At 70.1% G+C, this 16,521-nt stretch carries 13 protein-coding genes and 1 tRNA gene; 7 read left to right on the top strand and 7 right to left on the bottom strand.

All coding sequences use genetic code 11. The features are described from left to right. The first annotated feature begins 70 nt into the window (after nucleotides 1-70). Nucleotides 71-1,483: an NAD(P)/FAD-dependent oxidoreductase gene (locus tag ACIA8D_RS31480; protein ID WP_399237543.1), complete on the top strand. Its 1,413-nt coding sequence runs from the start codon at nucleotides 71-73 to the stop codon at nucleotides 1,481-1,483. Nucleotides 1,484-1,692: 209 nt separating this feature from the next. Next, the gene (locus ACIA8D_RS31475) at nucleotides 1,693-3,012 is read left to right on the top strand and encodes a class I SAM-dependent methyltransferase (protein WP_399237541.1); all 1,320 of its coding nucleotides are present in this window, start codon (nucleotides 1,693-1,695) and stop codon (nucleotides 3,010-3,012) included. Between the two features lie 70 nt (nucleotides 3,013-3,082). Here ACIA8D_RS31475 and ACIA8D_RS31470 read toward each other — a convergent pair whose 3' ends face one another. Beyond that, nucleotides 3,083-5,623, bottom strand: coding sequence for an ABC transporter permease (locus ACIA8D_RS31470; protein WP_399237540.1), 2,541 nt, complete (start codon nucleotides 5,621-5,623; stop codon nucleotides 3,083-3,085). Nucleotides 5,624-5,672: 49 nt separating this feature from the next. Beyond that, a complete protein-coding gene (locus ACIA8D_RS31465; RefSeq protein ID WP_399237538.1) occupies nucleotides 5,673-6,446 on the bottom strand; it encodes an ABC transporter ATP-binding protein in 774 nt (257 codons plus the stop codon). Nucleotides 6,447-6,829: 383 nt separating this feature from the next. On the opposite strand from ACIA8D_RS31465, the gene ACIA8D_RS31460 reads away from it, so the two are divergent. The 3 genes from ACIA8D_RS31460 to ACIA8D_RS31450 all read left to right on the top strand — a co-directional run bounded on the left by ACIA8D_RS31460 (nucleotide 6,830) and on the right by ACIA8D_RS31450 (nucleotide 9,384). Then, nucleotides 6,830-6,912: transfer RNA gene (locus tag ACIA8D_RS31460), tRNA-Leu, on the top strand. Between the two features lie 252 nt (nucleotides 6,913-7,164). After that, nucleotides 7,165-8,340 (top strand): 4-hydroxybenzoate 3-monooxygenase, encoded by a 1,176-nt coding sequence (locus ACIA8D_RS31455; protein WP_399237537.1) that lies wholly within the window; start codon nucleotides 7,165-7,167, stop codon nucleotides 8,338-8,340. Between the two features lie 144 nt (nucleotides 8,341-8,484). Further along, a complete protein-coding gene (locus ACIA8D_RS31450; protein WP_399237536.1) occupies nucleotides 8,485-9,384 on the top strand; it encodes a Bax inhibitor-1/YccA family protein in 900 nt (299 codons plus the stop codon). 91 nt (nucleotides 9,385-9,475) lie between these two features. Here the strand turns inward: ACIA8D_RS31450 and ACIA8D_RS31445 are convergent, their stop codons facing one another. Beyond that, nucleotides 9,476-9,706, bottom strand: coding sequence for a DUF4287 domain-containing protein (locus ACIA8D_RS31445; protein ID WP_385765319.1), 231 nt, complete (start codon nucleotides 9,704-9,706; stop codon nucleotides 9,476-9,478). Nucleotides 9,707-9,793: 87 nt separating this feature from the next. Here ACIA8D_RS31445 and ACIA8D_RS31440 point away from each other — a divergent pair, with 87 nt between their 5' ends. Beyond that, a complete protein-coding gene (locus tag ACIA8D_RS31440; protein ID WP_399237535.1) occupies nucleotides 9,794-10,105 on the top strand; it encodes a hypothetical protein in 312 nt (103 codons plus the stop codon). Nucleotides 10,106-10,157: 52 nt separating this feature from the next. Here ACIA8D_RS31440 and ACIA8D_RS31435 read toward each other — a convergent pair whose 3' ends face one another. The 3 genes from ACIA8D_RS31435 to ACIA8D_RS31425 all read right to left on the bottom strand — a co-directional run bounded on the left by ACIA8D_RS31435 (nucleotide 10,158) and on the right by ACIA8D_RS31425 (nucleotide 13,759). Next, a complete protein-coding gene (locus tag ACIA8D_RS31435) occupies nucleotides 10,158-10,976 on the bottom strand; it encodes a hypothetical protein (RefSeq protein ID WP_399237534.1) in 819 nt (272 codons plus the stop codon). A 243-nt stretch (nucleotides 10,977-11,219) separates the two neighbouring features. Continuing rightward, nucleotides 11,220-12,440 carry an acetyl-CoA C-acetyltransferase gene (locus tag ACIA8D_RS31430; protein WP_399237533.1) on the bottom strand — a complete coding sequence of 407 codons (1,221 nt, stop codon included), beginning with the start codon at nucleotides 12,438-12,440 and terminating at the stop codon, nucleotides 11,220-11,222. Between the two features lie 296 nt (nucleotides 12,441-12,736). Continuing rightward, on the bottom strand, nucleotides 12,737-13,759 hold the full coding sequence (locus ACIA8D_RS31425; protein WP_399237532.1) for an SGNH/GDSL hydrolase family protein: 1,023 nt from the start codon (nucleotides 13,757-13,759) through the stop codon (nucleotides 12,737-12,739). Nucleotides 13,760-13,917: 158 nt separating this feature from the next. Here ACIA8D_RS31425 and ACIA8D_RS31420 point away from each other — a divergent pair, with 158 nt between their 5' ends. Continuing rightward, a complete protein-coding gene (locus ACIA8D_RS31420) occupies nucleotides 13,918-15,309 on the top strand; it encodes a cystathionine beta-synthase (RefSeq protein ID WP_399237531.1) in 1,392 nt (463 codons plus the stop codon). A gap of 283 nt (nucleotides 15,310-15,592) precedes the next feature. Here the strand turns inward: ACIA8D_RS31420 and ACIA8D_RS31415 are convergent, their stop codons facing one another. After that, nucleotides 15,593-16,471: a MurR/RpiR family transcriptional regulator gene (locus tag ACIA8D_RS31415; protein WP_399237530.1), complete on the bottom strand. Its 879-nt coding sequence runs from the start codon at nucleotides 16,469-16,471 to the stop codon at nucleotides 15,593-15,595. Nucleotides 16,472-16,521: the final 50 nt, after the last annotated feature.

Below are 16,521 nucleotides of genomic sequence, written 5' to 3'. Positions count from 1 at the left end.
CAGAGCCCCCCTACAAGCTTGTGAAGGGGCGCACGAGCGACCCCCGCCAGTCGGGTGGATACTCGATGGCATGAGCACCACGGAGCGTCCCAGGATCCTCATTGTCGGGGGTGGGTACGTAGGCCTGTACGCGGCGCGACGCATCCTGAAGAAGATGCGTTACGCGGAAGCGACCGTCACGGTCGTCGACCCGCGCTCGTACATGACGTACCAGCCCTTCCTCCCCGAGACCGCCGCCGGCAGCATCTCGCCGCGCAACGTCGTCGTCCCCATGCGACGCGCTGTGCCGGGCGCCGAGATTCTCACCGGCCGCGTCACCTCCATCGACCAGGACCGCAAGGTCGCCTCCGTCGCGCCGATCGTCGGCGAGGCGTACGAGGTTCCCTTCGACTACCTGGTGATCGCGCTCGGCGCGGTCTCCCGCACCTTCCCGACGCCGGGCCTCGCCGAGGCCGGTATCGGTATGAAGGGTGTCGAGGAGGCCGTCGGCCTGCGCAACCACGTCCTCGAGCAGCTCGACAAGGCCGAGTCGACCACGGACGAGGAGATCCGCCGCAAGGCGCTCACCTTCGTCTTCGTCGGCGGTGGCTTCGCGGGCGCCGAGACCATCGGTGAGGTCGAGGACCTGGCGCGCGACGCGGCCAAGTTCTACAAGAACGTGAAGCGCGAGGACATGCGCTTCGTGCTCGTCGACGCCGCCGACAAGGTGCTGCCCGAGGTCGGCCCGGAGCTCGGCGTGTACGGCCGCAAGCACCTGGAGTCCCGCGGGATCGAGGTCTACCTCTCCACCACGATGCCCTCCTGCGTCGACGGCCACGTCGTCCTCAGCAACGGCCTCGAGGTCGACTCCAACACCATCGTGTGGACCGCGGGCGTCAAGCCGAACCCGGCGCTCTCCCGCTTCGGTCTGCCGCTCGGCCCGCGTGGCCACGTGGACACCCAGGCCACCCTCCAGGTCGCCGGCAGCGACTACATCTGGGCCGCGGGCGACAACGCCCAGGTTCCGGACCTCGTCGGTCGTGCCAACGGCAACCCGAACGCCTGGTGCCCGCCGAACGCCCAGCACGCCATGCGCCAGGCCAAGGTCCTCGGCGACAACGTGGTCTCGGGCATGCGGGGCTTCCCGCAGGGCGAGTACAAGCACGCCAACAAGGGTGCGGTGGCCGGTCTCGGCCTCCACAAGGGCGTCGCGATGATCGTCATGGGCAAGATGAAGATCAAGCTCAAGGGTCGTCTCGCCTGGTACATGCACCGTGGCTACCACGGGCTCGCCATGCCGACGTACAACCGCAAGATCCGTGTGATCGCCGAGTGGACGATCAACATGTTCCAGAAGCGCGACATCACCGCGCTCGGCGCCCTGGAGACTCCGCGCGAGGAGTTCTACGAGGCCGCCAAGCCGGCTCCGAAGCCCGCGGCCGAGGCGCCGAAGGCGGACGAGAAGAAGGAAGAGAAGGTCGAGGAGAAGGCCAAGGCCTCCTGACCTGTAGTTGGCTCAGCCCGAAGGGGTCGCTCGCCATCCGTGGTGCGGGCGGCCCCTTCGGCGTTCCCGCACCGATATACATGGTGGCTACAGGTATTTTGCCGTTCCGTGACTCGGTAACGGGACTGCGCAGGCGCCCTGTCGGTGTTTACGTGGTGTTGAACCGTTCCGGGATTTCCGAGAATCGTCTCGTCACGGAGGTGTCCGCCATGCAGAACGCCGCACAGCGGCTGAAGAATCTCGCCGAGCAGTTGTTCGGCGTCGAACTCCCGGTGCGCCTGCGCGCCTGGGACGGCTCGGAGGCGGGCCCTCCGGACGCCCCCGTGCTGATCGTCCGGAACCGTCGCGCGCTGCGCCGACTGCTCTGGAAGCCGGGAGAGTTGGGCCTCGCCAGGGCCTGGGTGGCCGGTGACCTGGATGTGGAGGGCGACCTGTACGCGGCCCTCGACCGGATGGCCGGCCTCATATGGGAGCGGGACCCCGACGCGGACGACGAGGGGCCCAAGGGGGTCGCGCAGGCCCTCAGGGACCCCCAGGTGCGCTCCGCGGCCAAGGAGCTGGTGAAGCTCGCCGGCACCCCGCTGCCGCCCGCCCCGCCGCCCGAGGAGATGCGCAGGGGTGGCCGTCTCCACCTGCACACCAAGGGCAGCGACAAGCAGGCCATCAGCCACCACTACGACGTGGGCAACGACTTCTACGAGCTGGTCCTCGGCCCGTCGATGGTCTACTCGTGCGCCTACTGGGAGTCGCCCGGGGCCGGTCTCGAATCGGCGCAGCGCGACAAGCTGGAGCTGATCTCCCGCAAGCTGGACCTGAAGCCCGGCATGCGGCTGCTCGACGTGGGCTGCGGCTGGGGCTCGATGGCGATCCACGCCGCGCGCGAGCACGGTGTGAGCGTCGTCGGAGTCACGCTCTCCCAGGAGCAGGCCGCGTATGCCAGGAAGCGGGTCGCCGACGAGGGGCTGACCGACCGCGTCGAGATCCGCGTCCAGGACTACCGCGACGTGCGCGACGGCCCGTACGACGCGATCTCGTCCATCGGCATGGCCGAACACGTGGGCGCCGAGCGGTACCTGGAGTACGCGTCCGATGTGTACGCCCTGCTCAAGCCCGGCGGCCGACTGCTCAACCACCAGATCGCGCGGCGGCCGCAGCGCGACGAGTCGGCGTACGAGGTGGACGAGTTCATCGACGCGTACGTCTTCCCGGACGGCGAGCTCGCGCCGGTCGGCTCCACCGCGGGGCTGCTTGAGCGGGCCGGTTTCGAGGTGCGGGACGTCGAGGCGATCCGCGAGCACTACGCGCTCACGCTGCGCCAGTGGGTCAGGAACCTGGAGGCCCGCTGGCCGGAGGCGCTGAAGATGGTCAGCCCCGGCCGGGCGCGGGTCTGGCGGCTCTACATGGCCGCGTCCGCGCTCAGCTTCGAACGCAACCGCATCGGGGTCAACCAGATCCTCGCGGTGCGGACGCCGGAGAGCGGGGCGTCGCGGATGCCGCTGCGGGCCCGTACGTGGGGCACCGCGAGCTGACCCGTCCGGTACACGCGTCGGGGCGCATCCGCAGTCGCGGATGCGCCCCGATCACGTAACCCCCGTACGGCTACTCGGACTTGATCGCCGCGAGCATGTTCAGGCGGGCCGCGCGGCGGGCCGGCCACAGGGCCGCCAGGATGCCGACGACCGCGGCGAGCGCGAGGAAGATCCCCATCCGGCCCCAGGGCAGGATCAGCTCGTACGTCGACATGGAGTTGCCGATGAGCTGACCGGCCGCCCAGCCGAAGAACACGCCGAGACCGATGCCGAGCACGCCGCCGAACAGCGAGATCACCAGGGACTCCAGGCGGACCATCCGCTTGATGCCCTTGCGGTCGATGCCGATCGCGCGGAGCATCCCGATCTCCTGCTGGCGCTCGAAGACCGACATCGCCAGGGTGTTGATGACGCCGAGCACGGCGACGATCACCGCCATGGCGAGCAGGCCGTAGAGCATGTTCAGCATCAGCGTGAAGACCTGGGCGACCTGGTTGGTGATGTCCTGCTTGTCCTGGACCTGGATCGCCGGGTTCTCGCCGAGCGCCTTCGTGAGCTTGTCCTTGGTGGCGTCGGACGGTCCCGCGGACGTCTTCAGCATCACCTGCATGTCACCGGAGCCGGCGCTGAGGTGCGGGGCGAGGGTCGGGCTGTCGATCATGATGCCGCGCATCATCTCGTTGGCCTCGTAGACGCCCGCGACGGTCAGCTTCTGCCGCTTGCCGTCCTCGTAGTGCGTGGTGAAGGTCGAGCCCGTGGTCCAGTCGTGGTCCTTCGCGGTCTTGTCGTCGACGACGACCTTGTCGCCGCCGACTGTGAACTTCCCGCTGTCCAGCGGGAGTTCGGCGAGCTGCGTGATGGTCTTGCCGTTGACGCCGGTCAGGTACTCGGTGCCGTGGTCGATGCGCGCCGGCGAGTTGGTCAGGCCGCTGACGGCCGTGACGCCGGGCGTCTTGTCGAGGGTCTTCTCGACGTCGGGGGAGAGCTGGTTCCCGTTCGCCATGGCGACGACGTAGTCCGCCTTGATCGAGTCGGCCGCCATCTTGTTGATCGCCGACTGCACGCTGCCCGCGATCACCGTGAGGCCGGTGATCAGGGTCAGGCCGATCATCAGCGCCGACGCGGTGGCGGCGGTGCGGCGCGGGTTGCGCACCGAGTTGAGGCGGGCCAGCTTGCCGGAGATGCCGAAGACGCGCAGGACCGGGGCCGCGAGCGCGATCAGCGGGCGGGAGAGCAGCGGCGTCAGGATGAAGACGCCGATGACCAGGAGTGCCGCGCCGAGGCCCATCGGGGCCTGACCGCTGTCGCCGCTGAGGGTGGTCGCGTAGAGCACGGCGGCCACACCGGCGGCGGAGACCAGGGCGCCGAGCGTGTTGCGCAGCACCAGGGACTTGGCGGTGGGCGCGGCGTGCACCGCGTTCATCGCGGCGACCGGCGGGATCCGCGCGGCGCGGCGGCCCGGCAGCCAGGCGGCCAGCATCGTGATCAGGATGCCGACGACCAGCGCGGCGACGACGGTGCCGGGGGAGACGACGAGCGGCCCGTCCGGCATGATCGCGCCGGTGGTGCCCATCAGCGCCCGCATGCCCGCGCCGATGCCGATGCCGACGGCGAGACCTGCCACGGCGGCGACCGTGCCGACGACGAAGGCCTCCAGGAGCACGGAGCGGGTGACCTGGCGCCGGGAGGCGCCGACGGCCCGCATCAGCGCGAGTTCCTTGGTGCGTTGGGCGACCAGCATCGTGAAGGTGTTGGCGATGATGAAGATGCCGACGAAAAGCGCGATGCCCGCGAAGACCAGCAGCATCGTCTTCATGGAGCTCATCGACGACGAGATCTGCTCGGCCTGGTCGTCGGCGAGCTGCTGCGCGGTGGTGGTCTCGGTCTGGCCGGACGGCAGCGCCTTGTCGAGCGCGGACTTCAGCTGGTCCTGGCTCGTCCCGGCGGCGGCCGTCACATCGATCTCGTCGTACGCGCCCGGCTTGTGGAAGAGCTGCTGCGCGGTCGGGGTGTCGAAGAGGGCGAGCGAGCCGCCCGCCGAGACGTTCCCGTCGTCGGTGGTGAAGATGCCGGTGAGGGTCGGGGTGAGGACGGGTCCGTCGACGGACATCCGCACCTGGTCGCCGACCTTGTAGCCGGCCCGCTCGGCGGTCTTCGCGTCGAGGACGACCTGGTCGGCGCCGTGCGGGGCGGTGCCCTTCTTCAGCGGGTACCGGGAGTCGGGCCGGTCGGCGGAGCCCGAGTAGTTGCCGCCCTTGGTGGAGAAGCCGTTGCCGACGAGCTTGCCGTCCTGGTCGGCGACGGCGGCGTACCCGCTGACGACGCCGTACGCGGAGCCGGCGCCCCGGGTGTCGCGGGCCGCCTTGATCGTGGCGTCGGTGAGCTTGGCCTCCTTGCCGACGGTGTTGCCCTTGTCGGCGGAGCGCTCGGCGGTGACGGCGACGTCGACGTGGCTGAAGCCCTTGGCGGAGGACTTCTCCATGGCGCCGGAGATGGTGTTGGTGAAGACGAGGGTGCCGCTGACGAAGGCGACGCCGAGCATGACGGCGAGCACGGTCATCAGCAGCCGGGCCTTGTGCGCGAGGACGTTGCGCAGGGCGGTACGGAACATGGGTCTACTCAGTCCTGGGTGGGTGGGGCCGATACGTGGACGGGGACGCTCAGCTCGTCCGCCCCTTGGCGTCGAACCGCTTCATCCGGTCCAGGACCGAGTCGGCCGAGGGGTCGCGCATGTCGTCCACGATCCGCCCGTCCGCCAGGAACACCACCCGGTCCGCGTACGCCGCGGCGACGGGGTCGTGGGTGACCATGACCACGGTCTGGCCGAGCTCGCGCACGGAGTTGCGCAGGAAGCCGAGGACCTCGGCGCCGGACCGGGAGTCCAGGTTTCCCGTGGGCTCGTCACCGAAGATGATCTCGGGCTTGGAGGCGAGCGCGCGGGCCACCGCGACGCGCTGCTGCTGCCCGCCGGAGAGCTGGGAGGGCCGGTGCCCGAGGCGGCCGGACAGGCCCACCATCTGGATCACGTTCTCCATCCACTGCTTGTCGCCCTTGCGGCCCGCGATGTCCATGGGGAGCGTGATGTTCTCCAGGGCCGTCAGCGTCGGCAGCAGGTTGAACGCCTGGAAGATGAAGCCGATCTTGTCCCGGCGGAGCTTGGTGAGCTGCTTGTCCTTCAGGGAGCCCAGTTCGGTCTCGCCGATCCGGACGGAACCGGAGGAGAAGGTGTCGAGGCCCGCGACGCAGTGCATCAGCGTCGACTTGCCGGACCCGGACGGGCCCATGATCGCGGTGAACTCGGCCTGCCGGAACTCGACGGAGACCTGGTCGAGCGCGACCACCTTGGTCTCGCCCTGTCCGTAGATCTTGGACAGATCCGTGGCGCGGGCGGCGGCCGTCGTGGTGGCGCGGCCCGCGAGCGGGGTGGTGGTCACGGGAGGGTGCTCCTGTCGGTCAGGGTGCTGCTTTCGGGGACGCTTCCATCCTCGCGGCGGATCGGGCGCCGAAGGTCAGCCGCAGCTCTCGTTCCGGAGGGCGACTTCGGAGGGACCGGGAGAGCCGGAGTCATACCTGGGGATGACCCCGGCCCCTGAGGGACGTCGGAGCCGGGGTGCGTGAACCGAGGCGGTGAAATTCCGTCAATCCGAGGGAACCCGTCCCTGGCGGCGGCAGGGCCCCCGGCAGGTGCTGATGGGCCCCCGCGTGTGCTGATGCACCCTCAGACGTCAATAAAATAAGACAACGTGGGGACGTACTTCCGCTGATCGGGGGACGCCGCCGGATAGGCTCGGAACGTCGACGCGGAGCCCCACAGCCTGCCCGGATGGTGGAATGCAGACACGGCGAGCTTAAACCTCGCTGCCCTTAGCGGGCGTACCGGTTCAAGTCCGGTTCCGGGCACCTCCGAACCTTCCCCTCCGCTTCGCGTCGCGGACCCCAACCTCCCCCGTTCCAGGGAGCGTTGGCGCGCCTTCTTCACCTCCCGTGCGGCCCCGCCGGTCCGGGCATCCTCGAAACCATTGACACCCGCCCCGCGCGGGGCGAGGATCCGTCCCGGAACTTGATGAACGAAAGTTCACCAGGCGAACAAGACGCCGCAGGTGATCACAGCACCACAGGCGAACGAACGCAATGACGCGAGAGGGATCCCGTATGCGCACCACCGTCGGCATCATCGGAGCGGGCCCGGCCGGGCTGCTCCTGGCCAGGCTCCTGCACAACGCCGGCATCGGATCGGTCGTCCTGGAGAGCCGCGACCGCGCCTACGTGGAGCAGCGCCAGCGCGCCGGGATCCTGGAGCAGGGCACCGTGGACGTGCTGCGCGAGGCCGGTGTCGGCGCCCGCATGGACCGCGAGGGCCTGCCGCACGACGGCATCGAGCTGCGTTTCGACCGGCGCCGCCACCGCGTCGACTTCCCCGCCCTGACCGGCGGCAAGCAGGTCATGGTGTACGCGCAGACCGAGGTCTGCAAGGACCTCATCGCCGCCCAACTTGCCGATGGCGGGCCCCTGTTGTTCGAGGCGGAGGCGCTGGCGGTCGAGGACGCCGACACCGCTGGACCGCGCGTCCGCTTCCGGCACGAGGGTCGCGAGCAGACCCTGGAGTGCGACTACGTGGTCGGCTGCGACGGCTTCTGGGGCGTGGCCCGCAAGGCCGTCCCCGAGGAGCTCGTGCGGACGTACGAGCGCACCTACCCCTACGCCTGGCTCGGCATCCTCGCCGACGTGGCGCCCTCGCACGACGAGCTGATCTACAACCGCTCCGACCGCGGCTTCGCCCTCATGTCGATGCGCTCGCCGCACGTCACGCGCGCGTACCTCCAGGTTCCGGCCGGCACCGACGCCGAGTCCTGGTCCGACGACGAGATCTGGGCCGAGCTCGACCGCCGCCTGGAGGTCGACGACCCGGCCTGGCGCCTGGAACGCGGCCCCATCACGTCGAAGTCCGTCACCCCCATGCGGTCCTACGTCCACGAGCCGATGCGGCACGGCCGCCTCTTCCTCGCCGGGGACGCGGCGCACATCGTCCCGCCGACCGGCGCCAAGGGACTGAACCTCGCCGTCGGCGACGTCGTGACCTTCGCCCGCGCCCTCGTCACGTACAAGGAGAAGGGTGACGCAGGAGCGCTCGACACGTACTCGCAGGACTGCCTGCGCCGCGTCTGGCAGGCCGAGCGCTTCTCGTACGCGATGACGACGATGCTGCACCGCGCCCTCGACGCCACGGCCTTCGACGACAAGATCCAGCTGGCCCAGCTGGACCGGGTGACCACGTCGAGGGCGGCCGAGACGGATCTTGCCGAGGCGTACACGGGCTTCCCCGTTTGAGGGCCGGAAGGCGGAACACAGAGAGTGCACGGGACGTTCCTCGTAACAGGATGGGAAAGATCCTCCCTGAGCACTAGGGTCGGATCTTTGCCAGACCATTACTCTTGATGGCAAGGCCATACACGGTGGCCATGGAGGAGTGAAATGAGGAGCAGCAACCCGGTCTTCTCGCGACGGGGGTTCAGCCGCGACAACGGCTACGCGCAGTTCAACGCAGCGCAGCAGCCGCAGGCCGGGGGCCCCGCGGTCGGGACGCAGGCCAATCCGTACGGCCAGGCACCCGCCGGCAACCCGTACGCGCAGAACCCCTACGCGCAGCAGGACGTCCAGTACGGGGCTCCGCAGGCGCCCGCCACCACCGGCCGCATGACGATGGACGACGTCATCATGCGGACCGCCACGACGCTCGGTCTCCTGATCGTCACCGCGGCGCTCTCCTGGGTGCTGCTGCCGGTCGACGAGGCCAACCTCGGCAAGTCCTACGGCATCGCCATCGGCGCCGGTCTCGTCGCGATGATCCTGGGCTTCGTCCAGGCATTCAAGCGCAAGGCGTCGCCGCCGATCATCCTGGCGTACGCGGCCCTCGAAGGTGTCTTCCTCGGCGTGCTCTCCAACGTCGTCGACACCCACATCGCGAGCGGTGCGGCCATGCAGGCCGTGCTCGGCACGATGGCCGTCTTCACGGGTGTCCTCGTCGCCTACAAGGCGGGCTGGATCCGCGTCAACCGTCGCTTCTACGGCTTCGTGATGGCCGCGGCGATGGGCTTCGTGCTGCTGATGGGCATCAACCTGCTGTTCGCCGTCTTCGGCGGCGGTGACGGCCTCGGCTTCCGCAGCGGTGGCCTCGGCATCCTGTTCGGCATCATCGGCATCCTGCTCGGCGCGTGCTTCCTGGCCCTGGACTTCAAGCAGGTCGAGGACGGCGTCGCGTACGGCGCCCCGAAGGACGAGGCGTGGCTCGCCGCCTTCGGTCTGACCATGACGCTGGTCTGGATCTACATGGAGTTCCTGCGGCTCATCGCGATCCTGCAGGGCAACGACTAGGCGTAGCCGTCGTCCGACGGTAGGGGCCCGCGCACCGGACGGTGCGCGGGCCCTTTTCCGTGAGGTGAGGATTGTGCGGGGGAGCGGCGCGCTAACGGAATCGCCGTGCGGCGCGCCTCAGGTCGTACTCGTGGATGATCGCTTTCGCGTGGCCGTACGCGAGATCGTGCTCGCCACGCAGCCAACTGACCTTCTCTTCGAAGCGAAGGAAGCAGGGGCCTTCTTCGACGGTTCGCATCCAGTCGGCGAGTTCACGACCGGTGCAGTGGGGGATACGAGCCAGCAGATTGCGGTGGGTCTCCTCGGAGAAGACTTGGGACATCGGCGCCTCCGGAACGCTTCGATGTGGCCGGTCCTTCACGCCACCGTGCCTGAGCGGTGGGGCCTTGTAAACAGCTACAGTCGGCGCGTGCTTGATACGACGCCGTTGACCGCCGCAGTGGATCAGTTCGCCGATCGGCTCCGGGCCGCGCCGCAGAGCAGATTGCAGCGGAACGCTGCCGCGGAGGCGCTGGGGCTGGCCAGGGAGCTTTCGGCGAGGGCTCAGAAGTTGGACGCGCCCGACGTGCCCGTGCGGGAGATGCCAGACGCGGGGATGTTCGCTGCGGCCGACCAAGTGACCGTTGCCGGTCGCGACTTGGCGGTTTCCCTCCGGGAAGCGGAGGAGCTGGCGGAGGCCGTGGACCTGGTCGAGCAATCGATGAAGCGAGCCGGAATCTAAGCCCCGCCTTGTGGACGAGAGCCAGCGGGGTCCGGGGCGGAGCCCGTGCGGTTCAGGCTGAAGCTATGACCCGGTCGGCCAGTATGTAGACGTTGTCCTTGGCGCACTCGAAGGTCAGGGCGTACGCGCCGGAGACGCCCGAGCCGCCGAGCAGTATCGGGGTCTCGCCGTCGCGCAGCGCGGCCGCCAGCTGCTCCGCCGTCTCCCGGTGGCCCGGGGTCATGCAGAGCGTCGTGCCGTCGGCGAACACGTACACGTCGAGCGTGCCGAGCGGGCCGGGGCGGACGTCCGCGAGGGCGGTGCGGGTCTGCGCCAGCTCCTCGAGACACTGCACCGTGCGCTCGTGGTCGCCCACGACCGGCGACTGCACCGGGACGAAGTCGGGGTGCGAGGGGTGCCTGCGGCGGGCGGCGGCCAGCTCGGGCGACTCCTCGACGATCTCGTCGAGGGCGGCCGTGCCGGCGAACTCGTCCTCCGGCTCCAGTGACGGCTCCCCGAAGGGCTCCAGGCCCGCGAGGTCCGCCTGACGCGGCAGGAACATGTCGTCGCCCAACGCTCCGCCGGCCAGGAACGGCGGCAGCTCCGAGCTGTCCCGCGCCTCCTGGGCGGCCCAGAACGCCCGGGCCTCCGCCAGCTCGCGCTCCCGCTCCTCGGCGAGGGCGTCGGCGACGGCGTTGCGTATCGCCTCGGCGTCCGGCGTGGCACGCGCGGCGGGAACGGCGGGGAGCGCCTGATCGGCGCGGTCCCTGCTCAGCTCGTCGCGCAGCTCCGACACCTGTCGGCGCAGTCCCCTGACGTGCTGCAGGGTGACGGCTCCGACGGCCGTGGCAGCGGCCGTGGCGAGCACAAGGACACTGATGGCTGCGGGCATGGCGCTCACTGACGTACTCCCGGTTTCAAGTCGACCCCCGACTTCCTACATCAGCTTGAAGCCTGGACGAGCCAGCTGTCAGTGCATTACGTCACGAAACGGACAGGTCTTTTGGCGGGGGTTTAGGCCCGATATGGGGTGGGAACGGGGTTGACCTGCGAAAATGAATCTCCCCCGAGATGCACGTCACATCCTGGGGGAGATTGGATCACGAACGGATAGACCGCCGGGGCCCGGAGGGGGTCAGCTCAGGCGCTCGATGACCATCGCCATGCCCTGTCCACCACCCACACACATCGTCTCCAGACCGAACTGCTTGTCGTGGAACTGGAGCGAGTTGATCAGCGTGCCGGTGATCCGGGCGCCGGTCATGCCGAAGGGGTGGCCGACGGCGATGGCGCCACCGTTCACGTTCAGCTTGTCCTCGTCGATGCCCAGGTCGCGGGCGGACGGGATGACCTGCGCGGCGAACGCCTCGTTGATCTCGAACAGGTCGATGTCGTCGACGCCGAGACCGGCGCGCTTGAGGGCCTGCTTGCTGGCCTCGACCGGGCCGAGGCCCATGATCTCGGGGGACAGGCCCGAGACGCCGGTGGAGACGACGCGGGCGAGCGGGGTCAGGCCCAGCTCGCGCGCCTTCGTGTCCGACATGACGACGAGGGCGGCGGCGCCGTCGTTCAGCGGGCAGCAGTTGGCGGCCGTGACGAGGCCGTCGGGGCGGAAGACGGGCTTGAGGCCGGAGACGCCTTCCAGCGTGACGCCGGCGCGCGGGCCGTCGTCCTTGCTCACGACGGTCCCGTCGGGGGTCGTGACGGGGGTGATCTCGCGCTCCCAGAAGCCGTTCTTGATGGCTTCCTCGGCGCGGTTCTGCGAGCGCACGCCGAAGGCGTCCATGTCCTCGCGAGTGATGCCCTTCACGCGGGCCAGGTTTTCAGCGGTCTGGCCCATCGCGATGTACGCGTCCGGGACCAGGCCGTCCTCGCGCGGGTCGTGCCACGTGGTGTTCTCCTGCGTGGCGACCTCGGCGGTGCGGGCCTCGGCCTCGGCGAAGAACGGGTTGTGGGTGTCCGGGAGGGAGTCCGAGTTCCCCTTCGCGAAGCGGGACACCATCTCGACGCCGGCCGAGAGGAAGACGTCGCCCTCGCCGGCCTTGATGGCGTGCAGCGCCATGCGGGTCGTCTGGAGCGAGCTGGAGCAGTACCGGGTGACGGTGCAGCCCGGGAGGTGGTCCATGCCCATCTGCACGGAGACGATGCGGCCGAGGTTGTTGCCCTGCTCGCCGCCGGGGAGGCCGCAGCCGAGCATCAGGTCGTCGATCTCGCGGGGGTCCAGCTCCGGGACCTTGGCGAGGGCGGCCTGAATGATCGTGGCGGTCAGGTCGTCGGGGCGGAGGTCCTTGAGCGACCCCTTGAAGGCGCGGCCGATGGGGGAACGGGCGGCTGAGACGATCACTGCTTCGGGCATCACGCGGCTCCAGAGTTCGATACGGCTGACCGTGAGGGAAGTTACCCGCACGTACCGGCCGGGTCACCGGTCCAGGGGTGTGACCCCTGCCGCACTTTACTAAGCGCTTGCTCAGCCCATCAAGCCCCGCGGGCGATCGCCGGACGGGGCGAAAGGCTGGGGCTCTGCCCCATACCCCGCTGCTCAATCGCCGCAGGGGCTTGATGGATCAAGGCCCACTGGCGGGTGGGCATATCAAACCCCGCCGGCGATTGAGGCGCGGGGTCCGGGGCGGAGCCCCGAGACCGGAGGGACGGTCAAGCGCTGGATTGCGGGACCGGCTCCTCCGTCGTGACCCGCCGGCGCCGGCGCCGCTTGAGGAGCGCCCACGGCCCCCGGGGACCGGTCGGCATCGCGGCAGCGACCTCCGTTCCGCCCTCCTGCGCCGCCCTCGCCGCCGCGCGCGCGACCGGGAGGAAGCCCTCGGAGCGGGAGACGTCCGGGCGCTCCTCCTCGGGCCACAGGCCGAGCGAGGCGCAGAGGGTCGGGAGGACGGCCATGGCCGCGGTCGCGTAACCCTCCACGGAGGGGTGGTAGTTGTCGGGGCCGAAGAGTTCGCGGGGGTTCGCCGCGAACTCGGGGCCCAGCAGGTCGCCCAGCGACACCGTGCGGCCGCCCTGCTCCACCGTCCCGATGGTCTGCGCCGCCGCGAGCTGCCGCGAGGCACGCCGGGCCAGCCAGCGCAGCGGCTGCTGCACCGGCTCCACCGAGCCGAGGTCGGGGCACGTGCCGACCACCACCTCGGCGCCGGCCGTGCGCAGCCGGCGGACAGCCGCGGACAGGTGGCGTACGGACTTCGTCGCCGGGATGCGGTGCGTGACGTCGTTGGCGCCGATCATGATCACGCAGACGTCGGGCTGCCAGCCGGGGTCGGCGAGGCCGAGCGGCACCTGGCGGTCCAGGTCGTCGGAGCGCGCGCCCGGCAGCGCCACGTTGCGCAGCTCCACGGTCCGCTCCGCCACCGCCGCGAGCCCGGACGCGAGGAGCGCGCCCGGGGTCTGCCCGGCCCGGTGCACGCCCTGCCCCGCGGCGGTCGAGTCGCCGAGCATCAGGAAGCGCAACGGTTCGCCGTCCCGGGGGCCGTACATCCGCCGGCCGTACACCCCGTCCGCGGCCGGCACATGCACCGGCTCCGGGCCGTGATTGCCGACCTGGCGCCTGGCGATCTGCACCTCGGCGAGCACGACACCGACCGTGGCCGCGCCCAGCAGCCCGATCCCGCCGCCGCCGTACGCCGCACCCGCTGCGATCCGCCGTGCCACCCTCGCCCTGCTCGACATGTTCCGCGGCCACCTGCCTCTGCGACTCTTCTTCGGCTACAAGGACTCCTTGCCCCGTTATCCCTGTCGGCCAATCGCAACGCCGGATGAAGCGACATGGTCCATGGTGTGCGCCTTACCCTGGCGGCACCATTACGGAGGAGAACCCGGAGACCACGGTGCGCATCCACGAATCGATGATCGACCTCGTCGGCAACACCCCGCTGGTGAGGCTCAACAAGGTGACCGAAGGGCTGCGGGCGACCGTCCTGGCCAAGGTCGAGTACTTCAATCCCGGCGGCAGCGTGAAGGACCGCATCGCGCTGCGCATGATCGAGGCGGCGGAGAAGAGCGGTGAGCTGCTGCCCGGCGGCACCATCGTCGAGCCGACCAGCGGAAACACCGGCGTCGGACTTGCCATGGTGGCCCAGCAGAAGGGCTACAAGTGCATCTTCGTCTGCCCGGACAAGGTCTCCACGGACAAGATCAATGTGCTGCGGGCGTACGGCGCCGAGGTGGTGGTCTGCCCGACGGCGGTGGATCCCGAGCACCCGGACTCGTACTACAACGTCTCGGACCGCCTCGTCCGTGAGACGCTCGGGGCCTGGAAGCCGGACCAGTACAGCAACCCGCACAATCCCGAGTCGCACTACCACTCCACCGGCCCCGAGCTGTGGGAACAGACGGACGGGCGGATCACCCACTTCGTCGCGGGCGTCGGCACCGGCGGCACCATCTCCGGGACCGGGCGTTACCTGAAGGACGTGAGCGAGGGGCGGGTGAAGGTCGTCGGAGCGGACCCCGAGGGGTCGGTGTACTCCGGTGGGTCCGGGCGGCCGTACCTCGTCGAGGGCGTCGGCGAGGACTTCTGGCCGACCGCGTACGACCGGGAGGTCGCCGACGAGATCGTCGCGGTGTCCGACAAGGACTCGTTCCAGATGACGCGGCGCCTCGCCAAGGAGGAGGGGCTGCTCGTGGGCGGCTCCTGCGGGATGGCCGTCGTCGCGGCGCTGCGGGTCGCGGAGGGGCTCGGCCCCGAGGACATCGTGGTCGTGCTGCTGCCCGACAGCGGCCGCGGCTATCTCAGCAAGATCTTCAACGACGACTGGATGGCCGACTACGGCTTCCTGGAGGACTCCGGGCCCAGCGCGCGCGTCGGCGACGTGCTGAAGGACAAGGAGGGCGCCGCGCTGCCCTCGCTCGTCCACATGCACCCGGAGGAGACGGTCGGCGAGGCCATCGACGTGCTGCGCGAGTACGGGGTCTCGCAGATGCCGATCGTGAAGCCGGGCGCCGGGCACCCGGACGTGATGGCCGCCGAGGTCATCGGGTCCGTGGTGGAGCGGGAGCTGCTCGACGCGCTGTTCACCCAACGCGCCTCCTTGCAGGACCCGTTGGAGAAGCACATGTCGGCGCCGCTGCCGCAGGTCGGTTCCGGGGAGCCGGTGGCGGACCTGATGAACGTGCTCGGTGCGGCCGACGCGGCGATCGTGCTGGTCGAGGGCCGGCCGACGGGTGTGGTGAGCCGTCAGGACCTGCTGTCGTTCCTGGCCAGGGGCGGCGCCAAGTAGGCAGGCCGGCGGGCAGGTCGGGGAGCCGCTCTCCCGGGTTCGCGAAAACGGTACGAGCGCGACACGTGCGCGCAGCACCGGCTTAACACGGGCCCGGCACATTGGTCAGTGGCGCCAGGAACTCCGGAGCGGCTCCCGGACCTCCACGGACGCCCTGGGTGTGCACACGGCCTGACCCGGTGCAACACCCTTCGCGGGGACCGCCGTCGTCCCGCCCCCCGGTCACGGGGGTGCGGCGGTCCCCGCGCAACTCACTTCCTCCCGAACGTCTCCCGTACGGGTGTCACTCCATGAACAGGCCGCGCTCGGCGGCCCGGACGTCGAACTCCTCCAGGCGCGCCTGTGCCTGCGGCAGTTCGTCGCACATCGCCTCCAGGAGCACCCGCCCCAGCAGCATCGGCGAGCACGCCGTGTCGAAGGCGAGGCCCGTGCCGACCGCGGCGGGCAGCAGCAGGTCGGAGTGGCGGGCGACGGGCGCGAACGCGGAGTCGGCGACCGTGACGACGGTCAGGCCCGCCTCCTTCGCGTACGCGAGGGTGTCGACGACCTCGCGCGGGTGGCGGGGGAGCGCGAAGCAGAGCAGGGTCGTGGCGCCCGCGCGGACGGCCGCGTCGATGCGGTCGGCGAGCATGGTGCCGCCCTCGTCGAGGAGGCGTACGTCGGGGTGCACCTTCGCGGCGAAGTACGCGAAGCCGAACGCCTGGGACGCGGCGGCGCGCAGCCCGAGGACGAGCAGCGTCGGCGAGGCGGCGAGGAGCCGGCCCGCCCGCTCGACCGGCTCCGGGTCGGCGAGCAGCTCGGCGAGGTGCCGGAGGTTGGCGATCTCGGCTTCCACGGCCTGCTGGTACTCGTTGGCCTTGGTGGCGGCGGCCGGTTCAGGAGCCGTCTCGCGCAGGTGCTTGCGCAGCGCCGGGTAGCCGTCGAAGCCGAGCGCCACCGCGAACCGGGTGACGGAGGGCTGGCTGACGCCCGCGAGTTCGGCCAGCTCCACGGACGACAGGAACGGCACCTCGGCCGCGCGCCGCACCATGCAGTGCGCGATGCGCCGCTGGGTGGGGGTGAGGCGGTGCCCCTCGAAAAGGTTCTGGAGCCGGGCGGAGGGACTGTGCGTCCCCGCGTCGCTCCCGGTCCCGCTCCGCGTGCCGTCCGTGCGCTCGCTCATGTCTCCCGCCGGTCCATTCAACGGTGTCAATTCGTGCATGATTCTATTCA

Source organism: Streptomyces sp. NPDC051684, from assembly GCF_044453445.1.
Classification (GTDB): domain Bacteria; phylum Actinomycetota; class Actinomycetes; order Streptomycetales; family Streptomycetaceae; genus Streptomyces.
The sequence above is the reverse complement of the archived record's forward strand: the minus strand, read 5'-3'. Positions and strand labels throughout refer to the sequence as shown.